General features: G+C 63.8%; 21 protein-coding genes. 11 read left to right on the top strand and 10 right to left on the bottom strand.

The window, feature by feature from the left end; all coding sequences use genetic code 11:
- The gene (gene acuI / locus GH663_RS04600; RefSeq protein WP_153130508.1) at window positions 1–984 is read left to right on the top strand and encodes an acrylyl-CoA reductase (NADPH); all 984 of its coding nucleotides are present in this window, start codon (window positions 1–3) and stop codon (window positions 982–984) included.
- A gap of 133 nt (window positions 985–1,117) precedes the next feature.
- Here acuI and GH663_RS04605 read toward each other — a convergent pair whose 3' ends face one another.
- On the bottom strand, window positions 1,118–2,464 hold the full coding sequence (locus tag GH663_RS04605; RefSeq protein WP_153130509.1) for an isochorismate synthase: 1,347 nt from the start codon (window positions 2,462–2,464) through the stop codon (window positions 1,118–1,120).
- Window positions 2,461–3,729 carry a class I adenylate-forming enzyme family protein gene (locus tag GH663_RS04610; RefSeq protein ID WP_153130510.1) on the bottom strand — a complete coding sequence of 423 codons (1,269 nt, stop codon included), beginning with the start codon at window positions 3,727–3,729 and terminating at the stop codon, window positions 2,461–2,463. The genes GH663_RS04605 and GH663_RS04610 overlap by 4 nt, the downstream gene beginning before the upstream one ends.
- A gap of 397 nt (window positions 3,730–4,126) precedes the next feature.
- Here GH663_RS04610 and GH663_RS04615 point away from each other — a divergent pair, with 397 nt between their 5' ends.
- Genes GH663_RS04615 through GH663_RS04630 form a run of 4 tightly spaced genes read left to right on the top strand, consistent with a single transcriptional unit; the run spans window position 4,127 to window position 11,557 of the window.
- On the top strand, window positions 4,127–4,669 hold the full coding sequence (locus GH663_RS04615; protein ID WP_153130511.1) for a YfiR family protein: 543 nt from the start codon (window positions 4,127–4,129) through the stop codon (window positions 4,667–4,669).
- A complete protein-coding gene (locus GH663_RS04620; RefSeq protein ID WP_153130512.1) occupies window positions 4,666–7,407 on the top strand; it encodes an ATP-binding protein in 2,742 nt (913 codons plus the stop codon). The genes GH663_RS04615 and GH663_RS04620 overlap by 4 nt, the downstream gene beginning before the upstream one ends.
- Window positions 7,408–7,412: 5 nt before the next feature.
- Window positions 7,413–9,554, top strand: coding sequence for a two-component system response regulator (locus tag GH663_RS04625; protein WP_170291335.1), 2,142 nt, complete (start codon window positions 7,413–7,415; stop codon window positions 9,552–9,554).
- Window positions 9,555–9,556: 2 nt separating this feature from the next.
- A complete protein-coding gene (locus GH663_RS04630; protein WP_170291336.1) occupies window positions 9,557–11,557 on the top strand; it encodes a TonB-dependent receptor plug domain-containing protein in 2,001 nt (666 codons plus the stop codon).
- A 142-nt stretch (window positions 11,558–11,699) separates the two neighbouring features.
- Here GH663_RS04630 and GH663_RS04635 read toward each other — a convergent pair whose 3' ends face one another.
- Genes GH663_RS04635 through GH663_RS04650 form a run of 4 tightly spaced genes read right to left on the bottom strand, consistent with a single transcriptional unit; the run spans window position 11,700 to window position 14,221 of the window.
- Entirely contained in the window at window positions 11,700–12,278 is a 579-nt protein-coding gene (locus GH663_RS04635; protein WP_153130515.1) for a YceI family protein, read from the bottom strand.
- Between the two features lie 29 nt (window positions 12,279–12,307).
- Window positions 12,308–12,871 (bottom strand): YceI family protein, encoded by a 564-nt coding sequence (locus tag GH663_RS04640; RefSeq protein ID WP_153130516.1) that lies wholly within the window; start codon window positions 12,869–12,871, stop codon window positions 12,308–12,310.
- Between the two features lies 1 nt (window position 12,872).
- Window positions 12,873–13,415, bottom strand: a complete 543-nt coding sequence (locus GH663_RS04645; protein ID WP_153130517.1) for a cytochrome b — start codon at window positions 13,413–13,415, stop codon at window positions 12,873–12,875.
- An 11-nt stretch (window positions 13,416–13,426) separates the two neighbouring features.
- Window positions 13,427–14,221 (bottom strand): DODA-type extradiol aromatic ring-opening family dioxygenase, encoded by a 795-nt coding sequence (locus tag GH663_RS04650; RefSeq protein WP_153130518.1) that lies wholly within the window; start codon window positions 14,219–14,221, stop codon window positions 13,427–13,429.
- Between the two features lie 95 nt (window positions 14,222–14,316).
- Between GH663_RS04650 and GH663_RS04655 the strand changes: the two genes are divergently transcribed.
- Both GH663_RS04655 and GH663_RS04660 read left to right on the top strand, forming a co-directional pair.
- Entirely contained in the window at window positions 14,317–15,213 is an 897-nt protein-coding gene (locus GH663_RS04655; RefSeq protein ID WP_153130519.1) for a LysR family transcriptional regulator, read from the top strand.
- Window positions 15,214–15,283: 70 nt separating this feature from the next.
- Complete coding sequence (locus GH663_RS04660) at window positions 15,284–15,478, top strand: hypothetical protein (RefSeq protein ID WP_153130520.1); 195 nt, start codon at window positions 15,284–15,286, stop codon at window positions 15,476–15,478.
- Window positions 15,479–15,638: 160 nt separating this feature from the next.
- Here GH663_RS04660 and GH663_RS04665 read toward each other — a convergent pair whose 3' ends face one another.
- The gene (locus GH663_RS04665) at window positions 15,639–16,592 is read right to left on the bottom strand and encodes a LysR substrate-binding domain-containing protein (RefSeq protein WP_153130521.1); all 954 of its coding nucleotides are present in this window, start codon (window positions 16,590–16,592) and stop codon (window positions 15,639–15,641) included.
- Between the two features lie 138 nt (window positions 16,593–16,730).
- On the opposite strand from GH663_RS04665, the gene GH663_RS04670 reads away from it, so the two are divergent.
- On the top strand, window positions 16,731–16,937 hold the full coding sequence (locus GH663_RS04670) for a hypothetical protein (protein WP_153130522.1): 207 nt from the start codon (window positions 16,731–16,733) through the stop codon (window positions 16,935–16,937).
- A gap of 93 nt (window positions 16,938–17,030) precedes the next feature.
- Here the strand turns inward: GH663_RS04670 and GH663_RS21335 are convergent, their stop codons facing one another.
- Window positions 17,031–19,916, bottom strand: coding sequence for a DNA translocase FtsK (locus GH663_RS21335; RefSeq protein ID WP_281349778.1), 2,886 nt, complete (start codon window positions 19,914–19,916; stop codon window positions 17,031–17,033).
- 492 nt (window positions 19,917–20,408) lie between these two features.
- Here GH663_RS21335 and GH663_RS04680 point away from each other — a divergent pair, with 492 nt between their 5' ends.
- The gene (locus GH663_RS04680; RefSeq protein WP_153130523.1) at window positions 20,409–21,827 is read left to right on the top strand and encodes an FAD-binding oxidoreductase; all 1,419 of its coding nucleotides are present in this window, start codon (window positions 20,409–20,411) and stop codon (window positions 21,825–21,827) included.
- A 161-nt stretch (window positions 21,828–21,988) separates the two neighbouring features.
- On the opposite strand, the gene GH663_RS04685 is transcribed toward GH663_RS04680, so the two are convergent.
- Entirely contained in the window at window positions 21,989–22,642 is a 654-nt protein-coding gene (locus GH663_RS04685) for a pyridoxamine 5'-phosphate oxidase family protein (RefSeq protein WP_211371059.1), read from the bottom strand.
- Between the two features lie 86 nt (window positions 22,643–22,728).
- On the opposite strand from GH663_RS04685, the gene pdxR reads away from it, so the two are divergent.
- Window positions 22,729–24,192, top strand: a complete 1,464-nt coding sequence (pdxR, locus tag GH663_RS04690; RefSeq protein ID WP_153130524.1) for a MocR-like pyridoxine biosynthesis transcription factor PdxR — start codon at window positions 22,729–22,731, stop codon at window positions 24,190–24,192.
- A gap of 24 nt (window positions 24,193–24,216) precedes the next feature.
- On the opposite strand, the gene GH663_RS04695 is transcribed toward pdxR, so the two are convergent.
- Entirely contained in the window at window positions 24,217–25,341 is a 1,125-nt protein-coding gene (locus tag GH663_RS04695) for an acyltransferase family protein (RefSeq protein ID WP_153130525.1), read from the bottom strand.
- 331 nt (window positions 25,342–25,672) lie between these two features.
- Here GH663_RS04695 and GH663_RS04700 point away from each other — a divergent pair, with 331 nt between their 5' ends.
- Window positions 25,673–25,987 (top strand): chorismate mutase, encoded by a 315-nt coding sequence (locus tag GH663_RS04700; protein ID WP_211371060.1) that lies wholly within the window; start codon window positions 25,673–25,675, stop codon window positions 25,985–25,987.
- Window positions 25,988–26,006: the final 19 nt, after the last annotated feature.

Here is a 26,006-nt window from a genome sequence, read left to right on the forward strand (position 1 = left end):
ATGTTCAACGGAATCCTGATCAACAAGGACGAGGCCGGCTACCGCGCCAGCCTGCAACAGATCGACGAAGCACAATTGCCGGAAGGCGATGTCACCGTCCGCGTCGACTGGTCTACGCTCAATTACAAGGACGGACTGGCCATCACCGGCAAATCGCCGGTCGTCCGCCGCTTCCCGATGGTGCCCGGCATCGACTTCGCCGGCACGGTGACGGCGAGCAGCCATGCATCCTGGCAGGTCGGCGACAAGGTCATCCTCAACGGCTGGGGTGTCGGCGAAACGCATTGGGGTGGCCTGGCCCAGGTGGCGCGGGTCAAGGGCGACTGGCTGGTGCCGCAGCCGAAGGCCTTCAGCACCCGCCAGGCGATGGCGATCGGCACTGCCGGCTATACGGCGATGCTCTGCGTGCTGGCCCTGGAAAAGCACGGCATCAAGCCGACCGATGGTGAAATCCTGGTCACCGGTGCCAACGGTGGCGTCGGCAGCGTCGCCATCGCGCTGCTCGCCAAGCTCGGCTACACGGTCGTCGCCTCGACCGGCCGTGCCGCCGAAGAAGCGCACCTGAAGGCGCTCGGCGCCAGCGCCATCATCGATCGCAATGAATTCTCCGCACCCGGCAAGCCGATCGGCAAGGAACGCTGGGCCGGCGTCGTCGATGCGGTCGGCAGCCATACCCTGGCCAATGCCTGCGCCACCACCAAGTACCGGGGCGCCGTCGCCGCCTGCGGCCTGGCTCAAGGCATGGATTTCCCGGCTTCCGTCGCCCCCTTCATCCTGCGTGGCGTGACGCTCTACGGCATCGACAGCGTAATGGCGCCGCTGGCCGTCCGTCTTGAGGCCTGGGAACGGCTCGGTCGCGATCTGGAAATTGCCAAACTCGATGCGATCACCCGCGAAATCAGTCTGGCCGAGGCCTTGACCGTTGGCGCCGAACTGCTCGAAGGCAAGGTGCGCGGTCGCGTCGTCGTCGACGTCAATCGCTAGAAAGGCGACGCCTCTTTCCCTGAAGGGGGACCCGGCATCCCCGCGTCCCACGGGGACTTCCTTTGATCGTAGGCGGGGATCCAGAGGGCGACTGGACTGGATTCCCGCCTTCGCGGGAATGACTGCGGACTTTTCAGTCTCTGGTGCCGTTCCTGTCGAGTTCGCCGGCTGGGCCGAGGGCGGCGAGTAGGGTGCCGAGCTTGGCTTCGGTTTCGGCCAGTTCCTGCTGTGGGTCGGAGCCGGCGACGATGCCAGCGCCGGCCTGCAGTTCGGCCTGCCGGCCATGCAGCAGGGCGCAGCGCAGGGCGACCGAAAACTCGCCGTCGCCGGCTGCCGTCAAAATCCCGAAACCGCCGCTGTACCAACCGCTGCGCTGCTCGCCGTGGGCCGCCAGCCAATCCTGGGCGACGGCGCTCGGGTAGCCGCCGACGGCCGGCGTCGGATGCAGGGCGCGGACCAGATCGAACAGCGTGGTGCCGGGGGCGACCCGGCCGCTGATCCGGCTGCGCAGGTGGGTCAGGTGGCCGGCCGGGTGTTCGGCGGCCGGGCTGGCCTGTGGCGGCGCGGCGCAGAGCGGGGCGAGGGCATCGACCACCGCTTGCACGACCAGCGACTGTTCGTGCTGGTTTTTCTGTTCGGCCAGCGACAGGGAACCGGACCAGGCGGTACCGGCCAGCGCATCGGCTTCGGCCAAACCGTTATCGAGCCGGACCAGACGTTCCGGCGTCGCTCCGAGAAAACACAGTTCGCCCTGGCCGTGGGCGTAGAGCAGGCTGTCCGGCTGCTGTTCGGCCAGTTGGCCGAGGATCAGCGCCGGCGAGAAGGGGCCGGCCGCTTCGACGTGGCGGCTGCGGCTGAGTACCAGCTTGTCGACGCGGCCGCCGGCAATGTCGCGCAGCGCCGCGTTGACGCGGGCGGTCCACGCCCGTTGGGTCAGTGCCTGCGGAGCGGCGGGCAGCAGCCGGGCGTTGCTGCGACGGGTCGGCTGGGCGAGCAGTTGCCGCCATTCGTCGATGGCCTGGGCGATCCGTCCTGCCGGCACGGTGAGCACGGCGCGGCAATGGCCGGCAAGGTTTTCGAGCAGGATGGCCGGCACGGCGAGCAGCGCGTTGGGCAGCGGATTTTGGTTCGCCGCATCGAAGGCGAAGCCGGCGAAAGCGAGCGGTGGTGGCTCTCCGGCGGCATGGCGCCAATTGTTGCACAGGCCGCTGAAAGCGTTGTCGAGGGCGGCGAACCGGTTGCCGCCGCTGCTGCTGACTTGTAGGGCATGGCCGATGGCGAGCCGGAATTCGCCGCGCTGCGGCCGGGCGCGATACCAGAAGGGGGCCTTGGCCGGCAGCAGGTGCAGCCAGTCGGTATTCAGTTTGCCGAGGTCCAGTGCCAGGCTGACCGGGGCGGCGGCCGGGGCGCCGGCGGCCAGTTGCCGGAGCCGGTCGGGCAGGTCGGCGGCGGCGAGTTGTTGGCGCAGGCGGTCGATCATGCCGCAGCCTCGGCGGCGATCCGGCGCAGTGTGGTCCGTTCCAGCTTGCCGGCGGGGTTGCGCGGTAGACGGTCGAGAAAGATCATTTTTCGCGGCAGCGCGGCCGACGGCAGGTGCAGGCGGGCGTGCGCCAGCAAGGCCTCGGCCGAGACCGTGCCAACCACCAGTGCAACGACCCGGTCGCCCCACAGCGGATCGGGGAGACCGGTGACTGCGACATCGCTGACCCCGGGAAAAGCGGCCAGGCAGGCCTCGACATCGAGCGGATGTACATTGCGGCCGCCGCTGATCAGCATGTCGTCGGCGCGGCCGATGACGGTCAGCCTGCCCTCGCCATCGAGATGGCCGAGGTCGCCGGTAGTCAGCCAGCCGTCGGCGTCGGGACCGCCGCCGTTGAGGTAGCCGAGCATGAGCTGCGGCCCGCGCAGGCGGATGCGGCCGTCGCTGGTGATGCCGATTTCGCTGCCGGGCAGCGCCTGCCCGACTTGCCCCTGCTGCCAGGGGCCGTCGGCCGGCTGCCAGCTGGCGATCTGCGCCGCCGTCTCGCTCATCCCGTAACTCGGCGTCAGCGGCCAGCCGGCAGCCGTCGCCCGCGCGTACAGGGTTTGCGACAGCGCGGCACCGCCGATCAGGACGTGGCGCAAGGTGGCCGGCGGCCGGGCATCGCTGTCGAGCAACAAGGCGAGCATGGACGGGACCAGCGACAGATGGCTGACCGGGTAGCGTGCCAGATCGGCCGCCACCCGCTCGGCGGCAAAGCCGTCATGGAGCAGGACGCCGGCCGCGGCCCGGGCGCAGCGCCAGAGGATGGACTGGCCGCCGATATGGTAAAGCGGCAGGCAGTTCAGCCAGAGATCGCCGGGGCCGAGCGGCAGGCGCTGGTTGGAAGCGGCGGCGGCGGCATCGAGATTGGCGGCGCTCAACAGCACGGCGCGCGGCTTGCCTTCGCTGCCGCTGGTCGAGATGATCAGCGCGGTGGCGGCGGGCAGGGCAGTGGGCGACGGAATATTGCGAGGGCTGCGGTCGACCGGCCAGAAAGGACGATTTTGCAGGCTCGTGGCACAGGCCAGGCTGGCCAGTTGAAGGCTGCTACCGCTGGCGCACCAGGCCTGGCCGGTATTTGCCTGGCTGGCGGCGAGGGCTGCGCAGCTGGCCAGCCATTGGGTGAAAGACCAGTGCTGGTCGCCAGCGATCAGCGCCGTGGCTTTCGGCGCCTGACTGGCGGCAAGGCGGAGGTGGTCGGCGAGCGTGGCGGCAGTCTTCATAAGCAGCTGATTATAGGTCGCGCCCAGGGCGCTTCAGGTGAGGTAAATCAAGAAATTTCCCGGCCGGCTGGCAATCTGCCGGCAGATTTAACATTGTCATTTCGTCAGCCTCGGTATGATCCAAGAAAAGCCTCTGTCACAATGCTTTTCGCTCTGCCCACGGTGATCGTCGCGCGGCGCACTTCTGTCATTTGTCGTAATGCTTAAAGTGGCAAAAACATTCATTTGTGGTAATTTTGATATCGATTTTTGCGGTCTTCCGTTTTCCAGCGGCCTGGCTGCACAGCGTCGATCGGGTAAAGGTATGAAAAAGATAATCATGATGCCGGCGAGCGGCGACGTACTGGACAAGGCCGGCCCGAGCTCGGCTGTGCGCTGGAGATCCTGACCGGAGCCCATGACTTTCCGGCAACTGCTCCTCCTGCTGCGTTTCCCGCTCGCCTTCGCCATGCTTGGGCTGGCCGGGACACCGGGCATTGGCCAGGCGGCGTCGGAGGCGCAGTTGAAGGCGGCCTATCTGGTCAATTTCCTGAAGTACGTCGAGTGGCCGGACAGCCATCCGACGCTGACCATCTGCCTGTTCGGCCGCGACAGCATCGCCCCCTATCTGACCAGTTACGAAGGACGCCAGGTCGCCGGTCGCGAACTGCGCGTGCGCCGGGTGAGCAGCGCCGAGCATTTGGCCGACTGCCAGGAGCTGTTCGTCCCGGAAAGCGAAGAGGCGCGGTTTGCCGCCGTGCTGCGTTGGGCCGACAAGCTGCCTATCCTGACTGTCAGTGATGGCGAAAGTTTCCTCCGGGAGGGCGGGGCGATCGCGCTGATCCGGGGCGAGGGGCGCCTGCAATTCGATATCAACACCGATGCCGTCAATCGCGCCGGGCTCAAGGCCGGCTCGCCGATGTTGCGGCTGGCCCGCCAGGTTAGCGGAGGATCACGATGAAACAAAACCAGCCGATACGCCGCAAGCTGGCGCAGATTCTGGCCATTTCGGTCGGCGTCAGCCTGCTGCTGGTTTTTGTGCTGTTTGCCTGGCGTCAGATCGAGCACCGGCGCGAAGGCAAGCTGACCGAATTGCAGTCGATGGCCGAGGTGATTGCCTTCAACGCTTCGGCAGTCGTCGAGTTCCAGGACACGCCCGGGGCCGAGCGGCTGTTCAGCGCCCTGGCCAGGCACCCCGATATCGTCGCGGCCCGCCTGCTCGGGAGCGAAAGCGGCTTCAGTTTCCGCTACGACCGGCCGGGCGCGCATTTGCCGCTCCAGGTCCGCGAGGGGGAGCGCTTGCACTGGCGCCTGCTGCGGGTGGCCGATTTTGCCCACGCCACGGTCATCGTTCCGATTCAACTGCACGATGCGGTGATCGGTTCGGTGGCCTTGACGGCCAGTCTCGACAGCGTCTGGCGCGAAGTTATCCGGGATTCGGCGCTGTTCCTGCTCGCTGCCCTGATCGCCTTTGTCGTCGCCTTGCTGATTGCCCGTAAATTGCAGCAGGGCATTTTGGCTGCTTTGGCGGCGTTGACCGCAACCGCCCACAAAGTGGCCGAATCGAAGGATTTTTCGCAGCGCGCGACGCGCTTTGCCGATGACGAGATCGGTCAACTGGCCGATGCCTTCAATCTGATGCTGGGCGAGGTGGCCGACCGCGACCGCGAGTTGGAAAAGCATCGCCTGCATCTCGAAGAAATGGTCGAGGCGCGGACCCAGGAGCTGCGCCTGGCCAAGGAGACTGCGGAGGGGGCAAATCGCGCCAAGAGCCAGTTCCTGGCCAACATGAGCCACGAAATCCGGACCCCGATGAACGGCATCATCGGCGTCGCCGACCTGCTGGCGGCTGGCCAGCTGACCGCCCTGCAGCGTAGCCAGCTGGCAACCTTGAGCACCTCGGCCGACACCTTGCTTCACCTGCTCAACGACATTCTCGATTTTTCGCGGATCGAGGCCGGTGCCCTGCAAATGGAATGCCTGCCGTTCAATGTGCGCGAGGTCGTCGAACAGGTCGTCGCCGTCTTTGCCCAGGCCGCCCGCAAGAAAGGGCTGACCCTGTGGTTCGAGGTGGGCGGCGACGTGCCCGCCTACATCTTCGGCGATGTGCACCGGCTGCGCCAGGTGTTGTCCAATTTGGTCAGCAACGCCATCAAATTTACCGAAAGCGGCAGCATTGCCATTAGCTGCCGCTTGGCCGACAAGTCGTTGCCGGCGCTGCAATTTACCGTCCGCGACAGCGGCATCGGCATTCAACCGAAGGCGCTTGAGGAAATATTCTCGCCCTTCAGGCAGGCCGATAACAGCATGAGCCGCCGTTTCGGCGGCACCGGCCTCGGTCTGGCCATTGTCCGCGACCTGGTCGGCCTGATGGGCGGGCGGGTCAGCGCGCAGAGCACGGTCGGCGAAGGTTCCACCTTCATCATCGATCTGCCGGTCGACATCGCCCAGTCGTCGCGCAAGCTGCCGAGCTGGATGCCGATGCTGCGCAACTGTTATGTGCTGGTCGTCGCCCCGGCCGGGCCGCGCTGCGACAGTTGGCTGGCCATGTTGCGCTGGGCCGGCCTGGAGGCCGAACGGGTGTCGGGCCGCGATGAGGTCATCCAGGCCATCGGCCAATGCATGCCGGATGCCTTGCTGGTCGCCGAGGGCGATCCCTTCGTCAAAGCCTTGACCGATGCCTCAGGCGACTTCGAGCCCCCGATTCTGTTTGTCCGCGATTTTGCCGGTGCCGGCAGCCAGCTGGCGCCGCGCCCGGCCTGGGCCAGGGGCGAATTGCGCGAGCCGTTCGGCGACCTGGTGCTGTGGCGGGAGCTGGCCATCCTCTGGGGCTTGACGGCCGACGAGCCGAGCGAGCCGGAAGAAACGGGGGAGGTCGAGTTCAATGCCCGCGTTCTGATGGTCGAAGACAACGAAACCAATTGCCTGATCCTCGAACAGATCCTCGCCACGCTCGGTTGCTCGGTGCATGGCGTGGTCAATGGTGCCGAGGCGGTGGCCGTGCTGGAGCGCGAATCCTTCGATCTGGTGCTGATGGATGTCCAGATGCCGGTGATGGACGGCCTGACGGCGACCCGCCTGATTCGCGAACGTGAGGCGGCGGGCGGCCTGTCGCGTCAGCTGATCATCGCACTGACCGCCAATGCCCTGGCTGGCGATCGCGAGATGTGCCTGCAGGCCGGCATGGACGATTACGTCAGCAAGCCGGTGACCATCGCCCGGGTGCGCAGCGCGCTGCTGCGCTGGCTGCCGGCCGTGCGTCGGCCGCCGGCGGCCAGCCCGGCGGCGCCCGATACGCCGCCGCTCGAGGTGGCATTGCCTGCCGCGAGCGGCCCGGCACCGGCGCTCAGCCTGCCCGATTTGCGGGCCAGTCTCGGCAAGGAGGCGGACATGGTGATTCCCGTCGTCCTGAGCTCCTATTTGCGCGAGGGCAGCAAGCAGATCGCCTTCTTGAACAATATTGACCAGGAATTCGAGGTCGACCGCATCATTCGTATCGTGCACAACCTGAAAAGCGCCAGCGCCGCCATCGGGCTGACCGGCTTTTCGGCCCTCTGCAAAGAGACCGAGGCGCTGGCCCGGGCCGGGGACTGGGCTGCGGCGCGGCCGTTGATCCGGCGTCTGGTGGCCGATTTTCCCGCCGTCGAGAAAGTCGTGGGCGAATGGCTGAAGCAGTTGTCCCGTGGAGGTGCGCAGTGAATGTAATGGACAGGCGACCCCGCATCCTGATCGTCGATGACGAGCCGGTCATGCGCACTATTACCCATTCGGTACTCGCCCAGCACGAATTCGAAGTCAGCGTCGCCGAGTCGGCCGAGGAGGCCTTGCAGTTGATGCAGGCCGGCGAAGTGCCCGATCTCCTGCTGCTCGACGTCCTGATGCCGGGCATGAACGGTTTCGAGATGTGCCGCCTGCTGCGGCATCAGGAGCGTTGCCAGCACCTGCCGATCATCATGCTGACGGCGCTCGACGATCAGGCCTCGATCGACCAGGCCTATCGCTGCGGTGCCACCGATTTCATAACCAAGCCACTGAACATGCCCTTGTTGCCGCACCGCGTCCGTTACCTGCTGCGTTCGGCCCGGACCTACAAGGAGCTGGTCGATAGCCAGAAGATCCTGATCAACACGCAGCGCATTGCCCAGCTCGGCAACTGGGAGATGGATGGCCGGGGTACGGTGATTGCGGCCTCGCGCCAGTATCTCGACATTATCGGGGCGGCCGATGTGCCGGTCGATGCGGCGCGCTTGTTCGGCCGCGTGCACGACGAGGACCAGGCCATGCTGAGAAAGGCACGGGCCGGCCTGCAGGGGGGGCGCGCCTACCGGCTGGATTACCGGCTGCGCAGCCTGAACGACGACAAGGAATGCTTCCATGTCCATGAAACGGCTTTCCCGACGCTCGACGAGCAAGGCGTTGTCTGCGGCAGCAGCGGCTTTACCCAGGACATCACGCTGCGCGTCGCACAGGAAGAGCGCATCCGCAAGCTGGCCTGGCACGACGAGGTTACCGGCCTCAATAACCGCAGTCGCCTGGTCGAGCTGATCGAGCGCGATATCGAGGGTGGCGGCGAGGGAGGCAGCGAGCCGACATACATGGCGGCCCTGTTCATCCATATCGACAGTCTGCGCGATATTTCCAGCGTTTCCGGCCAGGAAGTGGCGGACGCCGCAATGAAGGTGCTGGCCGGCCGCCTCAAAAGTGTGCTCGAAACGCCACCGACCTGTTGCAGTGGCTTGAGTTGCCATGCCCAGTCCGCCAAGCTGGCGCGCTACGATGAGCAGTCCTTTGTCATTGTTCTGCCGGGTAGCCAGGGGCGCGAGCAGTTGCACTGCTTCGCCGATGTCATCGTCGGCGTCATTGCCCAGCCCATGGTGTTGCTTGGCGAAGAGTTCCTGATCCGGACGTCGATCGGCATCGCCTTCTATCCTGAAGACGCGGCCGATACGCTCGAACTGCTGCGGCGGGCGATGCTGGTCGCCACCCACGCCGCCAATGCCGAGGAGCACGCCCTGGTCAGTTTCTTCGACCCGCAGCATGATCGCGAAGCGGCGCAGCGGATGATCCTCGAACGCGGCCTGCGCCAGGCGGTCGAGCAGGGCGGCCAGTTGCAGCCCTATTACCAGCCCAAGATTGCCGCCGCCAGCGGCGAGCTGGTCGGGGCCGAAGTCCTGCTGCGCTGGCAGCATCCGGATATGGGCATGATCTCGCCGGTCAATTTCATCCCGCTGGCCGAGGAAACCGGCCTCATCCACCCGATCAGCGAGTGGCTGCTCGACGCCGTCTGCCGGCAACTGGCCGACTGGCTGGCAGAAGGCCAGGCGCTCGCCAGCGTCAGCATCAACCTGTCGGCCGAAAGCTTCTTCGAGCGCGGCCTGGTCGAGTTGATCGACGAGGCTCTGGCCCGGCACGGCATCCCGCCCGGCCTGTTGATCGTCGAGCTGACCGAAAGCGTGCTGATGCGCGACGCCGAAACCGCCCGTCGCGTCATCGACGCGCTGCGCGCGCTCGGTGTTCGTATCGCGCTGGACGATTTCGGGACCGGCTTCTCGTCGCTCGGCTACCTGAACCGCTTTGTCATCGACGAAATCAAGATCGACCGTTCCTTCATCACCGATCTCGCTAGCGACCGCACCGAACGGGCGTTGGTCCAGGCGGTGATCGATCTCGGCCATGCCCTCGGCCTGAAGGTGGTGGCCGAAGGTGTTGAGACGGCAGAGCAGGCGGCGCTGTTACGCCGGATGGGCTGCGATATCTTCCAGGGCTTCCTGTTTGCCCGGCCGATGCCGGCGGCGGAGTTCATCGCTTTCCAACTGCCCATCGCCGCGGAGGCCATCGAGCAATGAGCATGCTGTTTTCACGCCGCCTGCTGCCCCGTGCCAGCGCCTTGATGCTGGCTCTGCTGGCGGCCGGGCTGGCGCGGGCCGACTTTGATGCGATCGAAATACCGCTCGAGGATCTGGTCAATGTGCGCATCATGTCGACGCCGAAATTTGCCGAGAATGCCGATGCGATTCCCTCGGTCGTCTCGATCCTCAAACGCGAAGACATCCGCCTCTACGGCTGGCGCAGCCTCGGCGACGCCTTGCGCACGCTGCAGGGTTTCAATGTCACCAACGACCACACCTACACCTATGCTGGGGTGCGCGGCATTTCGGCGCCGGGCGACTACCGGCCGCGCCTGCAGATCCTGATCGACGGGGTGCCGATCAACGAGAACATTTACGCCGGGGCGCCGGTGGACAGTGCTTTCCCGCTCGATCTCGACCTCGTCGAGCGGATCGAAGTCGTGCGTGGGCCGAGCGCTTCGGTCTACGGCGGCGACGCGATGTTCGGCGTGATCAACGTGATCACCCGCAGCGGCCAGAGCCTCAAGGGCAGCGAGCTTGGCCTCGCCCTGGGCAGCGGGCAGGAAGGCCGGGCTCGCCTGAGCTGGGGCGGGCGAGCCAAGGAAACCGACCTGCTGCTCTCGGTGAGCGGTTTCGATGCCGGCGGGCGCAGCCTCAATTTCGACGATGTCAGCGCCAGCGGCGAGCCGCAGCGGGCGCACGGGGTCGGCGCCGAGAACGGCGGCCAGCTCTTCGTCCGGGCCCGCGGCAGCGACTGGCGCTTCACGCTGATCCACAGCGAGCGCGACAAGACGGTGCCGACCGCCAGTTACGGCACCATTTTCGACGACCACGGCCACCGGGAAAGCGATCGCTATTCGCTGGCCGAGTTGGCCAAGGACTGGCAGATCAATGCCCGGACCGCGCTCTACCAGCGCCTCTACGTCGGCGAGTACGGCTACGACGCGAATTTCCCCTACGACTATTCGCCGGATGTCGCCCGGGTGATCAACCGCGACCGGGCGCGTGGCAACTGGTGGGGTTTCGAAAACCGCCTGGTGTCCACCGCCTGGTCCGACCAGCGGTGGACGCTCGGTCTCGAATACCGCTTCGATACCCGCCAGTACCAGCTCAACGACGACCCCGGCTACGGCTGCTACGGCGTCGGCAGCGCGCCCTGCCTGAACGACAGCCGGCAGCGCCGGCAGGGCACCCTTTATCTGCAGGACGAAATCCAGCTCGGCAGTGCCAACCTGCTGACCCTGGGCGTCCGCTACGATCAGGTTCCCGGCCAGGAGTCGTTCTGGAGCCCGCGCCTGGGTCTGGTGCATGACGCGGCCGACTACGGTATTTTCAAGCTGCTCTACGGCACGGCCTTCCGGACGCCGTCGGTCTATGAGCGCTTCTATGTCGCACCGAGCTACTCCTACGGCAACCCGGACGTGCAGAGTGAAAAAATGCAGTCGCTCGAATTCGCCTGGGAGAAGCGTTTGGGCCTGACTTCGCGTCTGACCGCGGCGCTCTACACCTTCAACCTGCAGCGCCTGGTGTCGACCGATACGACCGGCCAGGCGATGAATGGCAGCACGGTGCGGGCGACCGGCCTGGAACTGGAATATGAACAGCAGTGGAGCAACCGCGCCCGGCTGCGTACCGGCTACACGACGCAATATGCCGCCAATGCCGAGGGCGGCATGGACAATTCGCCGCAGCACATGCTCAAACTCAACCTCGCCGTGCCGACCGGCCTGGCCGGCATCATGGCCGCTTTCGAAGGGCAGTGGGTGAGTGAGCGGCGGGCGGCCGGCGGCAGCGAGAAAGTGCCGGCTTACGGCCTGGCCAATCTGAACTTCAGCTATGCCCCGGCGACGCAGCCCTGGGAGGTTTCCTTCGGCATCTACAACCTGTTCGACCAGCGTTACCAGGATCCGGTCTCGGTCGACGAGCAGCTCCCGATCACTCGCTGGCGCATGCCGCAGCTCGGGCGCAGCGTGCTGCTGAAAACGATCTTCCGCTTCTGAGCGCTGCGGTCGACCGGTCAAAAAGGGCAAAAACCGAATTCCGTTTTTGCCCTTTTCACGCCAGGCCCGGGCGGCAGCCGTGCACGAAAAACGGGCCGCACACCGCAAGGTGTCCGGCCCGCTTGCTTTCAGCCGAGAAGACTTATTGCTTGATGGCTTCGATGGCGATGTCGATGCGGACGTCATCGCCGACGTGAGGGGCGTACTTGCCGGCGTTGAATTCGGAACGCTTGACGACGGTGTAGGCATTGGCGCCGATCGCGTCCTTCTTGACCATCGGGTGCGGCATGGCCTGGAAGGAGGTGACGGTCAGCGTGACCGGCTTGGTGACGCCCTTCAGGGTCAGGTTGCCGTCGATGCTGACCGGCTTGTCGCCTTCGAAGACGACCTTGGTGGACTTGAAGGTGGCGGTCGGGTACTTGGCGGTGTCGAGGAAGTCTTCACCCTGGATGTGCTCGTTGAAGGTGGCGTAGCCGGTATTGACCGAGGTGGTGTCGATCACGATGTCCACCGAAGCGGTCTTGGCAGCCTTGTCGAGGATGACCTTGCCGCTCGCCTTGTCGAAGCGCGAGAGCTGGGTCGAGTAACCGAAGTGGCTGTACGAGAAGCGCGGGAAGGTGTGGGTGCCGTCGGTGACGTAGGTTTCCGGGGCGGCCAGGGCCGGGGCGGCGGCAGCGGCGGCGAGGACGAGGGCGGCAGAGAGCTTGGTCAGTTTTTGCATGGTGATTCTCCTGGGGTTGGGGTGGGGTTTTACTTGCTTGCTGCGGTAATGCGGAACTTGATGACGACGTCGTTGGCGACGATGTCGAACTTGGCCCAGCTGCCTTCGCCGATCGAGAAATCGGCGCGGCGGATGGTGAAGCTGCCATCGAAGACGCCGCTGTTGCCATTGGGCGTGAAGGTGGCGGGGACGACGACGTCCTGCGTCTTGCCCTTGATGCTCAACTGGCCGGCGACTTCATACTTGTTGCCGCCGAGTGGCTTGACGGTGCCGGAAACGAAACGGGCGCTGGGGAAAGCCTTGGTGTTGAACCAGGCCTTGCCGGCGACTTCCTGGTCGCCTTCGGCGGCGCCGGTGTCGACGCTGCCGAGGTCGACATCGAAAGTGGCCTTGGCGGCGGTCGGCTTGGCCGGGTCGAAGCTGAGGACGCTGGCGAACTTCTTGAACTTGCCATCAACCGCGACACCCATCTGCTTGTAGGTGAAGTGGATGGCGCTCTTGTCGGCCTGGACCTGGCTGTATTCGACGGCCTGGGCCGAGGCGGCGGCCAGGGTGAGCAGGGAAAAAGCGGTGGCGAGGGCGAAACGTTGCATGTCAGATCTCCTTGGCGGGCTGGGGCAGCATCCGGGTCAGGATGTCGTCCTTGTCGATGAAATGATGTTTGAGGGCGGCGCCGATGTGGGCGGCGAGGGTGGCGACGAAGAGCAGGTTGAGGCCCTGATGGACGGTTTGCAGCAGGTCGCCGACCTCCTTGTTCTTGTCGAGCAGGTCGGGGATCGGCAGTACGCCGAACCAGACGGTCTGGAAGCCCTTGGCGGAACTCATCAGCCAGCCGGACAGCGGAATCGCCAGCATCAGCCCGTACAGCGCCAGGTGGCCGGCATGGGCGGCGAGTTGCATCAGTTTCGGCATGGTGGCCGGCAGGGCCGGCGGAACATGCGTGACGCGCCAGCCGAGGCGGGCCAGCACGAGCAGGAAGGCGGTGACGCCGGCCCACTTGTGCCAGGAATAGAGCTTGAGCTTTTCCGGCGACAGCGGCAGGTCCTGCATGTAGAAGCCGAGCGCGAGCAGGCCGAAGAGCAGGACGGCCATCAGCCAGTGCAGGCTCTTGGCGGTTTTGGTGTAGTGAGTTGCCACGGTCGACCTCCTTATTGGGGCAAAAATGAATAGGCATCCATGGCAATGACGTAATCGTCGATGCCGGCGTGGAAGCGTCTGGCCTGCGCCTGCTCGCCGCCCGCCCCGAGTGCGACATAGAGCGGCAGCAAATGTTCATCGCTCGGGTGGGCCTGGACGGCGCCCGGCCCCTGTCGGCGATAGTCGAGCAGGGCTGCAATGTCGTGGGCGGCGAGGCGGCCGGCCAGCCAGTCGGAAAACTCGCGGACATAGGCCGGGGTCTGGCCGCCGCTCTGGTAGGCCCGCTGGTAATCGCGCAGGTTATGCGTGACATTGCCCGAGGCGATGACCAGGAAACCGCGGGCGGCCAGTGGGGCGAGCGCCTGGCCGAGGCGGTAGGCCTGTTCGGCACCGGCCCGGCTCTGGATGGAGAGCGGGATGACCGGCACTTCGGCTTCCGGGAACATCAGGCGCAGCGGCACCCAGGCGCCGTGGTCGAGGCCGCGTTCGGCATCCTTGGCGACCGGCAGGCCGGCAGCGGCAATCGCCGCCACCACTTCGTCGGCCGCTTCGCGGCAACCGGTGGCCGGATAGCGAATGGCGTACAGTTCGTCGGGGAAGCCCCAGAAGTCGTGGATCGTCTCCGGTCGGCCGGCAAAGCCGACGGTCGGCACGGCGGTGTCCCAGTGGGCGCTGATGATGATGATGGCGCGCGGCGTCGGCAGCGTGCCGGCCAGCGTGCTCAGCGCGGCGCCGGCCGCACCCGGGCGCAGCGCAAAGGTCGGCGCGCCGTGGGGAACGAATAGTGCGGTGGGTGAGGCGTTCATCGGAATGACTCCAGAAGCGATGGGCGTACTTTATTCCCCCTTTCTGCAGCGAAATAGCCGACAATCTGCAAATATTTATTGCTGGATTTGCAACAATGGATCGACTCGATGCCATGCATCTTTTTGTCCGGGTGGCCGAACTCGGCAGCTTTTCCGCCGTGGCGCAGCAGATGGGCGTCGCTCGCTCGGTGGTGACGCGGCAGGTCGCCGCCCTCGAAGCCCACCTCGGCGTCAAGCTGATGGTGCGCAGCACGCGCCGCCTGGCGCTGACCTCGGCCGGCACCGCCTACCTGGAAAAGTGCCGGGTCATCCTGAACCTGGTCGAGTCGGCCGAAACCGATGTCGCCGAGGAGCGCCTGACGCCGCGCGGCAATATCCGGATCAGCCTGCCGCTCAGCTTCGGCCTGAAACGGCTGGCCCCATTGCTGCTCGATTTCTCCCGGCGCTATCCGGAGGTCGGGCTCGACATGGATTACACCGACCGCCGGGTCAAGCTGATCGAGGAGGGCATCGATCTCTCCATCCGCATCACCCGCCGGCTGGAGCCGGGCGACGTGGCGCGCAAGATCGGCATCGGCCACATGCTGGTCGTCGCCGCGCCGGATTACCTCGCCCGCCACGGTCGACCGCAGCATCCGTCCGAACTGGCGCATCACGAATGCCTCGGCTACACGGCGGCCGGCAGCAATCAGGTCTGGCAGTTCATGGTCGATGGCCAGATGGCGAGCTACCCGATCCACAGCCGCCTCAATGCCAACAACGGCGAAGTGCTGACCGAGGCCGCCGCCCAGGGCCTGGGGCTGACCTGCCAGCCGGATTTCATCCTCGATACCTTCCTCTCCGCCGGCCGCGTCGAAGCCATTCTGGCCGACTTTCCGATTCCCGAACTCGGCATCTACGCCATGCTGCCGAGTAACCGCCACGTGCCGCACCGGGTCCGCGTGCTGATGGACTTTCTCGCGGCCGGGCTGGCTGAAATTGCCGCATCGTGAATTGATTCACAGACAGTTTGGAGGCGTCGCGCCATCATGAACTCACGTTCAATTTGACAGGACGACCGAGATGGCCTCGCTCAATCGCAATCAAGGCGCTTCGCCCACTGCCGGTGTTCCGGCGGGGTGGGAAACGTCCCGCGCCGGCGATGCCGAACTGTCGAATTTCGACCTGCGCGATGCCCTGGCTGACATGACCGTGCGCGAAACCTCGTTCAGCGAATTCCTCGCCGCCCTCCGTCAAAACGGCCAGCGGCCAGCCTGACTCAGCCGCCGCGCTTCTCCCCGCAAAGCTCCATCTGCCGCACCGTGGCGATGGCCAGTTCACGCCCGGCCAAGCGTTCGATCAGATGCTGGCCCATGTCATCGGGCAGCCAGGAGCGGAAATTCGTCCTTGCCTGATCAGTGTGACCGCCCTGGCTGGTTCAATGACCGTACTCCGGCCCGAGTTCGGCGCGCAGCCATTGCCGAAAAGCAAGAACCACGGGTTGTGCGGCTGCCGCTTTCGACATGAGCAGGAAATAGGCATAGGCCGAAGGCAGGCTGATCGGAAAGGGGGTGACGAGACGACCGGCTGCCACATCGCTTTCGATCTGCTGCTTCAGGGCCAGCGCGACACCCTGGCCTTCGAGGACGGCCTCCAGTGCCAGGATGGAGTTGGAAAAACGCGGGCCACGCTGGCTGTCGATGCCGGTGACGCCCGCCAGCTTCAGCCATTCGCCCCAGTTGGGGCGCTTGTCGATGGCGGGGATCGATTCATCGTGAATCAAGACGTGGCGGGCCAGATCCTGCGGTGTGCGCAGCGGCGGTTCGCCATCGATCAGGCGTGGGCTGCAAACCAGCACGTAGTCCGGGGTCAACATCATTTCGACCTGATAGCCGGGGTAGAGTCCGCTGCCGTAACGGATTTCGACCTCGCTGGTCTCGCGGCGCGGGTCGATCAATGACTTCGGCAGGGTGGGCTGGCTCGACGGGCCATCGATGTTGTCGGGATTGCTGGATATCCTGATCGCCACTTCCGGGTGGGCGGCGGCAAAGCGGGCCAGACGCGGCACCAACCAGCGCGTCGCAAACGAGGGGGGCGCGACGACGTTCAGCGCCTGGGCCCGTCTGTGCTGGGTTGCCTCGACGCCTGCTGCGAACAGGTCCAGGCCATCGCGGATTTTTGGGTACATTGCCAAGCCGTCTTCCGACAGGCGCAGCACGTTCGGGCGACGCACGAACAGCGGCAGACCAAGATAGGTTTCCAGAGCCTTGATCTGCTGGCTGACGGCGGCGGGCGTGACATGCAGTTCCTCTGCCGCGATCTTGAAACTGAGATGGCGGGCCGCAGCCTCAAAGGTGCGAAAGGTGGAAAGCGGGGGAAGACGATAGCCCACGATGAACTCCCGCCGAATTGGCAAGCAGTTAAGTAATTCTAATGTCGGACATAATAAACCATTGTTTGCTGCACTGCAGCATTGTCACTATATTGACTCCAGCAGTTCAAATCAATAAGCCATAAAAGGAGTCCAGCAATGTCTCTCAAATCTTTTCTCGCCCGTGTTAGCGGCGGGCATAACGGGAAGTCTGCTGAAATCGTTAGCTACGATGCCATCTTCAAGGGCAAATCCATCGTTCCAGCGAATACCGGTGACTCGGACAATTACCTGCCTGGTCTTCGCCACCTGGAAAACGACGTTGATGCCTATTTCAAGGACGTCTTCGTCGACCCGGTGTTCTGAAGCGTGGTTGTCTGATTCAGGCGGCAATGCGCCGGTTGTCCGAAGGGTATCCAGTCCAGCCGGCAACTGCACAGAGTAGCCATTGAAGCATCTTCAATGGCTCGGTACGAGCACGGTTCGACTACCGTTGCTTTCCATCGGGCTAACGATACCGGCCACTTCCATTTGCTCGACCAGGCGGGCGGCGCGGTTGTAGCCAATGCGCAGATGGCGCTGGACGAGCGAGATCGAGGCACGGCGTGACTCGATGACAATAGCCACCGCCTGATCGTACAGCGGGTCGCTTTCCTCGACATTACTGGCCCCGCCAGCTTCCGCTTCGCTGTCAGCCGGGGCGCCGAGTACGGCATCGATGTAATCGGGAGCACCGTATTGTTTCAGGTGTTCAGCCAGAGCATGCACCTCGTCATCGGCGACGAAGGCACCGTGCACCCGTTGCGGATAGCCCGTACCCGGCGGCAGGTAAAGCATGTCCCCTTGGCCCAGCAGGCTTTCGGCGCCCATTTGGTCGAGGATGGTCCGACTGTCGACCTTGGAGGATACCTGGAAGGCAATCCGCGTCGGAATGTTGGCTTTGATCAGTCCGGTGATGACATCAACCGAGGGGCGTTGCGTGGCGAGAATCAGGTGGATGCCGGCAGCGCGGGCTTTCTGTGCCAGGCGAGCGATCAATTCCTCGATTTTCTTGCCGGCCACCATCATCAGGTCGGCAAATTCATCGACCACGACGACAATGAAGGGCAATGTCGTCAATGGAGCCGGACTTTCCGTAACCAGGGGATCAGGATCATAGATCGTGCGCCCGGCATTCTCCGCTTCGCGGATTTTCTGGTTGAAACCCGCAAGGTTGCGTACACCGAGCATGCTCATCAAGCGGTAGCGGCGCTCCATTTCCGTCACACACCAGTGCAAGGCATTGGCAGCCAGTTTCATGTCGGTGACGACCGGCGCCAGCAAGTGCGGGATACCGTCATACACTGAAAGCTCCAGCATTTTCGGGTCGATCATCACGAAACGGACTTCATCGGGGGTCGCACGATAGAGCAGCGACAGGATCATCGCATTGACCCCGACCGATTTGCCGGAGCCGGTCGTCCCGGCAACCAGCATGTGCGGCGCCTTGGCCAAGTCGGCGACGATGGGTTCGCCCGTGATGTCTTTCCCCAGTGCCATCGCCAGTTTGGAGGGGTGATGCTGGAAGACATCGGAGGAGAGGACTTCCGAGAGGCGAATCATCTGGCGCTGCACATTGGGCAGTTCGAGGCCCATATAGGTTTTGCCCGGGATGGTCTCGACCACACGAATCGACGTGACACTCAAGGCGCGCGCCAGATCCTTGATCAGATTCACCACTTGCGCACCGCGTACGCCGACGGCAGGTTCTACCTCATAACGCGTGATGACCGGCCCGGCAAAGGCATCACGAACGGCGACCTTAACGCGAAATTCACCCAGCCTTTCTTCGATCAGTCGGCCATTTCGGCTCAGTGCATCTTGGTCGACCGGGGTTTCCATCCCGGACGGCGCTTGTAGAAGGGTCAGGGGGGGCGCGTAGTTTGACCAGTTGCGGGAAGCAAAGGCGGCAGATGTCGCAAATTCATCGGCCAACAGATCGCGGCTTGCATTTTCTGGAACGATGCCAAGGTCCGATTCGGGCACCGAAGCAGTCGCTGCCATCCCGACTGAAATCGTCGGCCGGATGACAATGCGCGGCTTGACGAACGGGATTTGAACCATGTCCGGCGCTGATGGCGGCCGTTCATCAAAAGCTGCAGGCTCCTGCTCGGCCGACAATGAGGTGGTCGCGGCGATTGCTTCGACCGGAATGGAAGCTGGGGAGGCTGAGCTGTTTGAGGCTCGGACCTCTGTCATGCCAGGAAATGCAGCTTCCGGCAGCGTTGTCGGTTCGTGCATCGGCGATCTGGGCCGCGCAGGGGCGCTGATGCTGGCCGAGATCGGCCTCCTTGGCGCCTGCTCGCTGCGTTGCCGCTTGCTAGGCGGGATCTGGTCGCGTGACGGTGCGCTCCTCATCCCCGGTAATGCTTGATGCTCCAGAAGCGTGGGTTCCGCAACCTTCGGCGCTGGAGCGACGAGCAACTCCGCTGACGAAGCCGTGTGGGGAACGGGGGCTGGCGCAATCACTTCAACAGCTACGATCGGTGCTCCAGGCAAATGCGAATTAGTCGTTGTTTTATTTTCTTCCGACAGTTTTGGGGGCGTAAGCTCTGGCGCGGACGGTCCCGTTTCGATGGGGGGCGTACGCTTGCGCAAATTGGCGGGGACAGGTTTGACCAGACTGGCACGCGGCTTTGAGGTCGTGACCGGTGGCATTCGTTGGGCAGTCCCGACCACGCGAGCGGGTTGGGATTCCGCTGACAACTGCGAGCCCGGCTTGGCTGGCTTGGCCATTGCCGGCTGTGACGGTCGAATGGACTGAGTCGGAATTGCTTGCGCTGAGGCGATGCCGGGCTCGGAGAGAGCGGCATCCTGAGCGCTGTTGCTTGTTTGCCGTCCCGCCCGGCCAGGAAGGCGGCCGCCGTGGATTTTGAGCAGGCGGGCGCGAATTGCTGCCTCGTCCATTGGCTCGGCGTCCGGGAGTCTGTCAGGCACCGACGGTAGTTGGCGTCCGCGATAGTGGCGCTCTAAATTCTGACGAATCCAGGCGTGATCATCCGCAAGGTGTTGGCGTAAGTCGGCGCCTGTCGCCGGGGGGGGGCGCTTGGACGGCATCGCCGGAGCGGACGGTGGCGTGGCGAGGGCGGCTGCAACGGCTGCCGCTTTGGAGTTCTCACTGGCTGGCAGGCGATCCTCGAGTGAAGACTCGAGCGTCTTGGTTGATCGTTGAGAATTAAACAATTGCTTGAAGACTGTTCCAACCCGGCTCATGCCGTTGCTCAGATTGGTTACCAAACCATCGAGCGGGGTGTTGCTCTCTTCACTAGAGTTCGGGTACTGAGTTGCCTTTTGCTTGGGATTCACTGCTGCTCTCTGCGGTGGTGATAGTTAACCTCTACCCAAAAAGGCTCACTTTCAACACACGGTTAAAAGGATGGAATTTTATCCGATAGCACCTGAAAGCGATGGCCTTCCGCTCCTGGCCCACCGTCCTACGGCAGAAAGCGCCGACCAACCGCCTCACGCAGCTAGGCAACATTCGGAACTCGGCCAAAGCCGACATTCGGGCTGCGGTCTGACTTTGTCAGCAACGCGCTGGCGAGTTGCCCCTCGACAACGCGTCGCTCCGAACATCAGTTTCCGATCCTGCGCAGGCGTATGCCCGTGCCGCTGCCGATCGTCGGCTCTGCGCCGGTTAAATGACAGGCCACAAGTTCATCAGCCTGATGACTTTTAGCTTGACTGCAAATCGAACTTAAACGGTGAATCCGCGCCCAACGTTTGCATGATCGAAATAAAACCGGCTCTGTTTATAACAGTTGGCTCTAACGGCAAGTCCTTCCTATTGGAAAAATAATGCATGCAATCAAGGTTCGTTCGCTACAAGGCGCCGTTATTTCCCTCAACAAGCAGGCATTGGACGACCTTCAAGCTCATGTTCGCGGCCAAATAGTCGTCCCGACCGACGCCAACTATGACGAGTTGCGCGAGATCTGGAATGCGATGATTGATCGCCGTCCGGGCCTCATCGTGCGCTGTAGTGGAACGGCCGATGTGCTGCAGGTCGTGAGGTTTGCCAAGCAGCATCAACTGCTCATATCCGTTCGTGGTGCCGGTCACAATATTGCCGGCAAGTCCCTCCACGATGGCGCCTTACTGATCGATCTTGGCGCCATGAATACGGTCCGGGTCGATCCGGAAGCAAAAATCGCCGTGGCTGGCCCCGGTGCTACGCTCGGGGATGTGGATCATGAGACCCAGGTTTATGGGTTGGCAGTTCCTACCGGAATCAACTCCACGACGGGCATCGCGGGCCTCACCCTCGGTGGTGGTTTTGGCTGGACCAGTCGCTCGCTGGGACTGACGGCCGACAATCTGATTGCGGCCGAGGTAGTGACTGCCGAAGGGGAGCGCCTTCGCTGTGATGAAAATGAGCACGCAGATCTGTTCTGGGCCATTCGCGGCGGGGGCGGAAATTTCGGTGTGGTGACTTCTTTCGAGTTCAAATTGCACGCAGTCGGCCCGGTAGTCATGTCCGGCCCCATTGTGTTTCCATTCGATCAGGCAAAGGCCGTATTACATAAATATCGCGAGTTCTGCGCCAGTTGTCCGGACGCCTTGACGGTATGGGCCGTCATGCGCGATGCGCCGCCGCTGCCTTTTCTCCCGCCCGAAGTGCATGGCACGAAAGTGCTGATTCTTCCTGCGTTCTACAACGGCCCGTTGGACGCGGGAGAAAAGGCGTTGGCCGCTCTCAGAACCTTGGGAGAACCGATTGGTGATGGCTTCGGGGCCTATCCCTTCACCGGCTTCCAGCAGGCTTTCGACCCATTGCTTACCCCCGGTGCGCGCAACTACTGGAAATCGCACAACTTCACCGAACTGAGCGACAGCTTGATCGACACACTGATCGATTACGCCGGCAGACTACCCAGTCCGCAATCAGAGATTTTCATCGCGCAAATGGGCGGGGCTACCAACCGCGTTTCACCGGATGCCACCGCCTATCCCCATCGTGATGTCGAGTTCATCATGAACGTTCACACCCGCTGGGACACTGCCGATCAGGATAGTGCGTGCATGAACTGGGCACGCGAGTTCTACACCGCCACGGAGCCATTTGCCACCGGGGGCGTTTACGTCAATTTCATCAGCGAGGGTGAAGACAGGGTTCGGAGTGCATACGGCAATAACTATGACCGGCTATCCCAAGTCAAAGCCAAATACGATCCCGACAACTTTTTCCGCCTTAATCAGAATGTCAGACCGGATTGAGCGGCAAATTCTGAATCAGCGATCGGATTGATAGAGATGAGGTGCCGCGCCTGACTGCCGCCGTCCGGCGAACCGGCTGGCGGTTGTGACGACCTCTTACGGGCCGGCGAAATCGGGGACTTCGACCTAAAAAAAATGAAGAGTGCCGACCCTGGTTTGCCTCATTCCTGCGCCTTGCCAAGGGCTGCCGGCAGGGCCGGCAAGGGGTAAAGATCGGCGCCGCTCTCGGCTTGCGCTGCGCCGGGTTGGCAGCGCAGCGGAATGACGCCGGCCCAGACCGGAATCTGCATGTCTTCGGCGCTGTCTTCAACCCCCCAGTTGCGGATCTTGGCGGCGGCTTCGACCAGCGGAATACGCAGGATGCGGGTGCCGGCCAGTTCGGCCGAGCTGCTCGTCCGTACCAGGGCGTTGCGGCCGGGGCTGACGTGTTCGAGAAAGGCGGCCATCGCCGTTTTCTTGTCTTTTTCATCGTCGACCGCAGCAAACTGCCCGTAGATCACCACCGAGCGGTAATTCATCGAATGGTGAAAGGCCGAGCGGGCCAGCACCAGGCCGTCGAGATGGCTGATGCAGACGGCGCATTGGCCGGCGAGCAGGGCAGCGGTCAGGCGCGAATTGTTGGCACCGTGGATGTAGAGAAAGTCGCCATCGCGCCAGCAGGCGGTCGGCAGGCAATGCGTGCTGCCCTGGTCGGCAAAGGCGATATGGCAAAGGAAGGCGGCATCGACAATGGCATGGATGCTGGCCGGGTCGTAATGGCCGCGTTGCGGCTTGCGGCGGATTTCGGTACGCGGACTGGGGGGCGAGGCGTTCATGGCGGGCTCCGTTAAAGGGTAGGACCAGCATAGCCGGCCTGTGGCACTATTCATGGAGCCATAAATATCGATATTGATGGAGCCAGATGCAGCTTGCCCATATTCTCCAGCCGCTGACTGCGCCGCCCGGCGGCCTGCCGCGCCAGCAGCAGCTTTACCGCTTGCTCAAGGAGGCGATACTCGGCGGCGTGCTGGCCCCCGGCAATCCCTTGCCGGCCAGCCGCAGCCTTGCCGCCGAGTACGGCATGGCCCGCAACACCGTGCTTTACGCCTACCAGCAACTGATCGCCGAAGGTTTTCTACTGGCCGACCGGCGCGGCACGCGGGTTGCGGTACTGTCGGTTTTGCCACCTGCGACGAGGTCGACCGCCGGTGTTGCGCAAAATCAGCCGCAACTGGCGCGCCGCGCGGCAAGTTTGCAGGTGCGCCAGGGCGATGCGGTGTTGCCGTTTGCGCCCGGTGTCGCCGATCTGAACGCCTTTCCGTGGGTGAGTTGGGCGCGGCAATTGCAGAAGGCCTGGGGCGAGGTCAGCGCCCGGCAGTTGGCCTACGCGCCGCCCGGCGGCGAGCCGGCATTGCGCCAGGCCCTGGCCGATTTCCTGCGGGCGCGGCGCGGCGTGCGCTGTCGTCCGGAGCAGATTTTCATCGTCGGCGGGGCGCAATTGGCGCTCGACGCCTGCGCCCGCCTGCTGGCCGATGCCGGCGATACCGTCTGGCTGGAAAATCCCTGTTATCCGGCCGCCCGCACCGCGATGCAGGCAGCCGGCCTGAATCCAGAGTTCGTGCCAGTCGACCGCGCCGGTCTGGCGCCGCCCGACAGCCTCTGGCAAAGCCGGCCGCCGCGCCTGCTCTATCTGACCCCGTCGCACCAGTACCCGCTCGGTTCTGTGCTCAGCCTGGAGCGGCGGCTGGATTTCCTGCGCCGGATCGGCGACGGCTGGATCATCGAAGACGACTACGACAGCGAATTCAACCATGCCCGCCCCGGGCTGGCGCCGCTGCCGGCCATCCAGGGCCTGCGGCCGGAGGCGCCGGTGGTCTATGTCGGCACCTTCAGCAAGCTGCTCCATCCCGGCCTGCGCTTGGCCTACATGGTGGTGCCGGGCTGGCTGGCCGGCGATTTCGGCGAGCGGATCGGCAGCCTCTACCGTTCCGGCCAGGCTGTCGAGCAGCGCGCGCTGGCCCGCTTGCTCGAAAGCGGCCGGCTGAGCCGCCATCTGCGGGTGATGGCGCCGCGCTACCGGGCGCGCCAATCGCTGCTGCGCCAGGCGCTGCACGCTGGCTTCGGCGAGGATGCCGAAATTCTCGGCGGCGACGCCGGCCTGCATCTGACCCTGCTCTTGCCGGCCGGCCCGCCGGATACGGAAATCGTCCGGCAGGCCGCCGCGCTCGGCGTCACCGTCCGCGCCCTTAGCGAGTACTACGCCGCAGGGGCCACAGTGCCGGCGGAGAACGGGCTGGTCCTCGGTTACGGCATGGCCGAGGAACAGCGCATTCCCGAACTGGTGGCCCGGCTGGTGCAGGCCTGGCGGCAGGCCGAACAGTATTGAGGTCGGCCTTGCTGTGCTGGTCGCTCAGTTGCCCAGGGTCTTTTCGTTCAGTTTTTGCAGTTTTTTGCTGAGGAAAGGCTTTTCGCAGTACATGTAAAAAACCGCGCACAGGGCGAGGGTGCCGAGTACGGTCAGCAGGACGTTGAGCGGGTTGGTCATGGGCACCAGCTGCCGGGCAACCATGGCCGGCAGCTCGAACAGCTTGCCGTGCAGCAAATAGACAGAATATGAAATTACTCCGAGAAAGGCTGCGCCCTTGATCAGCCAGCGCACCGGCCGATAGCCGTCGTGTTTCGCTGCTTCCAGCAATAGGCCGATCGGCTGGCAGAACCACAGGGTCAGTGCGCAGACCGTCGCAAAGCCGAGGCTGGCCGATGGAAAGAGTTGATCCAGCACGTCGGTCAGGGTGCCGCGATAGGCCAGGCCGAGCAGCGTGCCGAGGAGCAGGGCTACGGCGGGCGCCGAAACGGCCAGACGGTCGATTTTGCAGTCGTGTTTGATGGCGTGGAAAAGGCCGATGCCGAGCGCGAACATCGGCCAGAAATATAGGAACAGGCCGCTGTTCAGTGCTTGCGGGTAGGCCAGCAGCACCAGGCTGGCGGCGGTTACCGTAGCGACGATCAACAGGAAATGGTGGCGGAAGAGCAGCGCCAGATAGACCAGCAGGTAAAACTGGAACTCGATGGCCAGCGTCCAATACACTGAATTGACCTGGCTGAACTGGCCTTGCAGGTCGCCGTTGTCGGCCAAAAAAACCTTGGCCAGGCTGATCAACTGCAACCACTCGCCGCCGGAGAGTGCCAGGAACTGCGGCAAGGGGGCTTCATAGACGCCGCTTTTGAGCATCGAGATGGCGGCGATCAGATAGGGCAGCGCGAGGACGACCAGGATCGAGCACCAGAAAGGCGGATAAATCCGCAGGAAGCGCCGTTTCAGGAAGGCGTTCGCCGATTCGTTCTTGCGGATGATGGCATCGGCCGAGGCAGAAATGACATAGCCGGAGATAACGAAGAACAGCGGCACGCCCAGGCTGCCGAAGCGGAAAATGCTGGCCATGGCCGGCATCGATTCCCGCAGGCCGTCGCTGATGTGAAAGAGGAAGACGCCGAGGGCGGCAATACCACGCGCAATGTCGAGGATCAGGTTCATGAGCTTTCCGCAGTAAAGGGCTTCTCAGGAAATCGCTTGGCCACGGCCAGCTCGACCAAGGGTGTGGTATGACGTTCAGCAAAGTATAGAGCAATGGCATGCCGAAAAAACGCCATTGACGCACCGCACAATTCACCGGCAAAATAGGCCAATGGTTTACGTCCTTTCCCTGTTCGCCCTGATTTTCCCGTGCCACCGCGTCCTGCGTGCGTGGCGCGATGCCGTTTGTCCGGGGCCTGGGGCGGGGTAGTCGAACGTTTCCACCGATTTTCAGCAAAGGCCGCGGACTCAAACCCGCGGCCTTTTTGTTTTTCATCCGCCGAAAGGAAAAATGATGGCCCTGAATACGCGATGCACCTCGCTCGATGAGGTGCGCAGCAACATTGATCGCATCGACCGCCAACTGGTAGCGCTGATTGCCGAGCGCGGCGCCTTTGTCAGGCAGGCCGCCGCTTTCAAGAAGACCGCGGCAGAAGTGCCGGCGCCGCAACGGGTTGCCCAGGTGCTGGCCCACGTCAGGGCGCTGGCTGGCGAAAGCGGCGCCGATCCGGCGGTGGTTGAGGCCACCTGGCGGGCAATGATTGGCGCCTTCATCGAAGCCGAGCGTGTCGAGCAGGCGATGTTGCGCCCGCCATCGCCCCATTAAAATTCAGTAGGAGAACCCT

Source organism: Dechloromonas hortensis (genome assembly GCF_009469765.1).
Lineage (GTDB): Bacteria > Pseudomonadota > Gammaproteobacteria > Burkholderiales > Rhodocyclaceae > Azonexus > Azonexus hortensis.

Excerpts from the sequence above, each read along its gene's own strand:
- acuI (WP_153130508.1), top strand. The coding sequence starts at position 1 with ATGTTCAACGGAATCCTGATCAACAAGGACGAGGCCGGCTACCGCGCC.
- GH663_RS04605 (WP_153130509.1), bottom strand. The coding sequence starts at position 2,464 with ATGATCGACCGCCTGCGCCAACAACTCGCCGCCGCCGACCTGCCCGAC.
- GH663_RS04610 (WP_153130510.1), bottom strand. The coding sequence starts at position 3,729 with ATGAAGACTGCCGCCACGCTCGCCGACCACCTCCGCCTTGCCGCCAGT.
- GH663_RS04615 (WP_153130511.1), top strand. The coding sequence starts at position 4,127 with ATGACTTTCCGGCAACTGCTCCTCCTGCTGCGTTTCCCGCTCGCCTTC.
- GH663_RS04620 (WP_153130512.1), top strand. The coding sequence starts at position 4,666 with ATGAAACAAAACCAGCCGATACGCCGCAAGCTGGCGCAGATTCTGGCC.
- GH663_RS04625 (WP_170291335.1), top strand. The coding sequence starts at position 7,413 with ATGGACAGGCGACCCCGCATCCTGATCGTCGATGACGAGCCGGTCATG.
- GH663_RS04630 (WP_170291336.1), top strand. The coding sequence starts at position 9,557 with ATGCTGTTTTCACGCCGCCTGCTGCCCCGTGCCAGCGCCTTGATGCTG.
- GH663_RS04635 (WP_153130515.1), bottom strand. The coding sequence starts at position 12,278 with ATGCAAAAACTGACCAAGCTCTCTGCCGCCCTCGTCCTCGCCGCCGCT.
- GH663_RS04640 (WP_153130516.1), bottom strand. The coding sequence starts at position 12,871 with ATGCAACGTTTCGCCCTCGCCACCGCTTTTTCCCTGCTCACCCTGGCC.
- GH663_RS04650 (WP_153130518.1), bottom strand. The coding sequence starts at position 14,221 with ATGAACGCCTCACCCACCGCACTATTCGTTCCCCACGGCGCGCCGACC.
- GH663_RS04655 (WP_153130519.1), top strand. The coding sequence starts at position 14,317 with ATGGATCGACTCGATGCCATGCATCTTTTTGTCCGGGTGGCCGAACTC.
- GH663_RS04660 (WP_153130520.1), top strand. The coding sequence starts at position 15,284 with ATGGCCTCGCTCAATCGCAATCAAGGCGCTTCGCCCACTGCCGGTGTT.
- GH663_RS04670 (WP_153130522.1), top strand. The coding sequence starts at position 16,731 with ATGTCTCTCAAATCTTTTCTCGCCCGTGTTAGCGGCGGGCATAACGGG.
- GH663_RS04680 (WP_153130523.1), top strand. The coding sequence starts at position 20,409 with ATGCATGCAATCAAGGTTCGTTCGCTACAAGGCGCCGTTATTTCCCTC.
- GH663_RS04685 (WP_211371059.1), bottom strand. The coding sequence starts at position 22,642 with ATGAACGCCTCGCCCCCCAGTCCGCGTACCGAAATCCGCCGCAAGCCG.
- pdxR (WP_153130524.1), top strand. The coding sequence starts at position 22,729 with ATGCAGCTTGCCCATATTCTCCAGCCGCTGACTGCGCCGCCCGGCGGC.
- GH663_RS04695 (WP_153130525.1), bottom strand. The coding sequence starts at position 25,341 with ATGAACCTGATCCTCGACATTGCGCGTGGTATTGCCGCCCTCGGCGTC.
- GH663_RS04700 (WP_211371060.1), top strand. The coding sequence starts at position 25,673 with ATGATGGCCCTGAATACGCGATGCACCTCGCTCGATGAGGTGCGCAGC.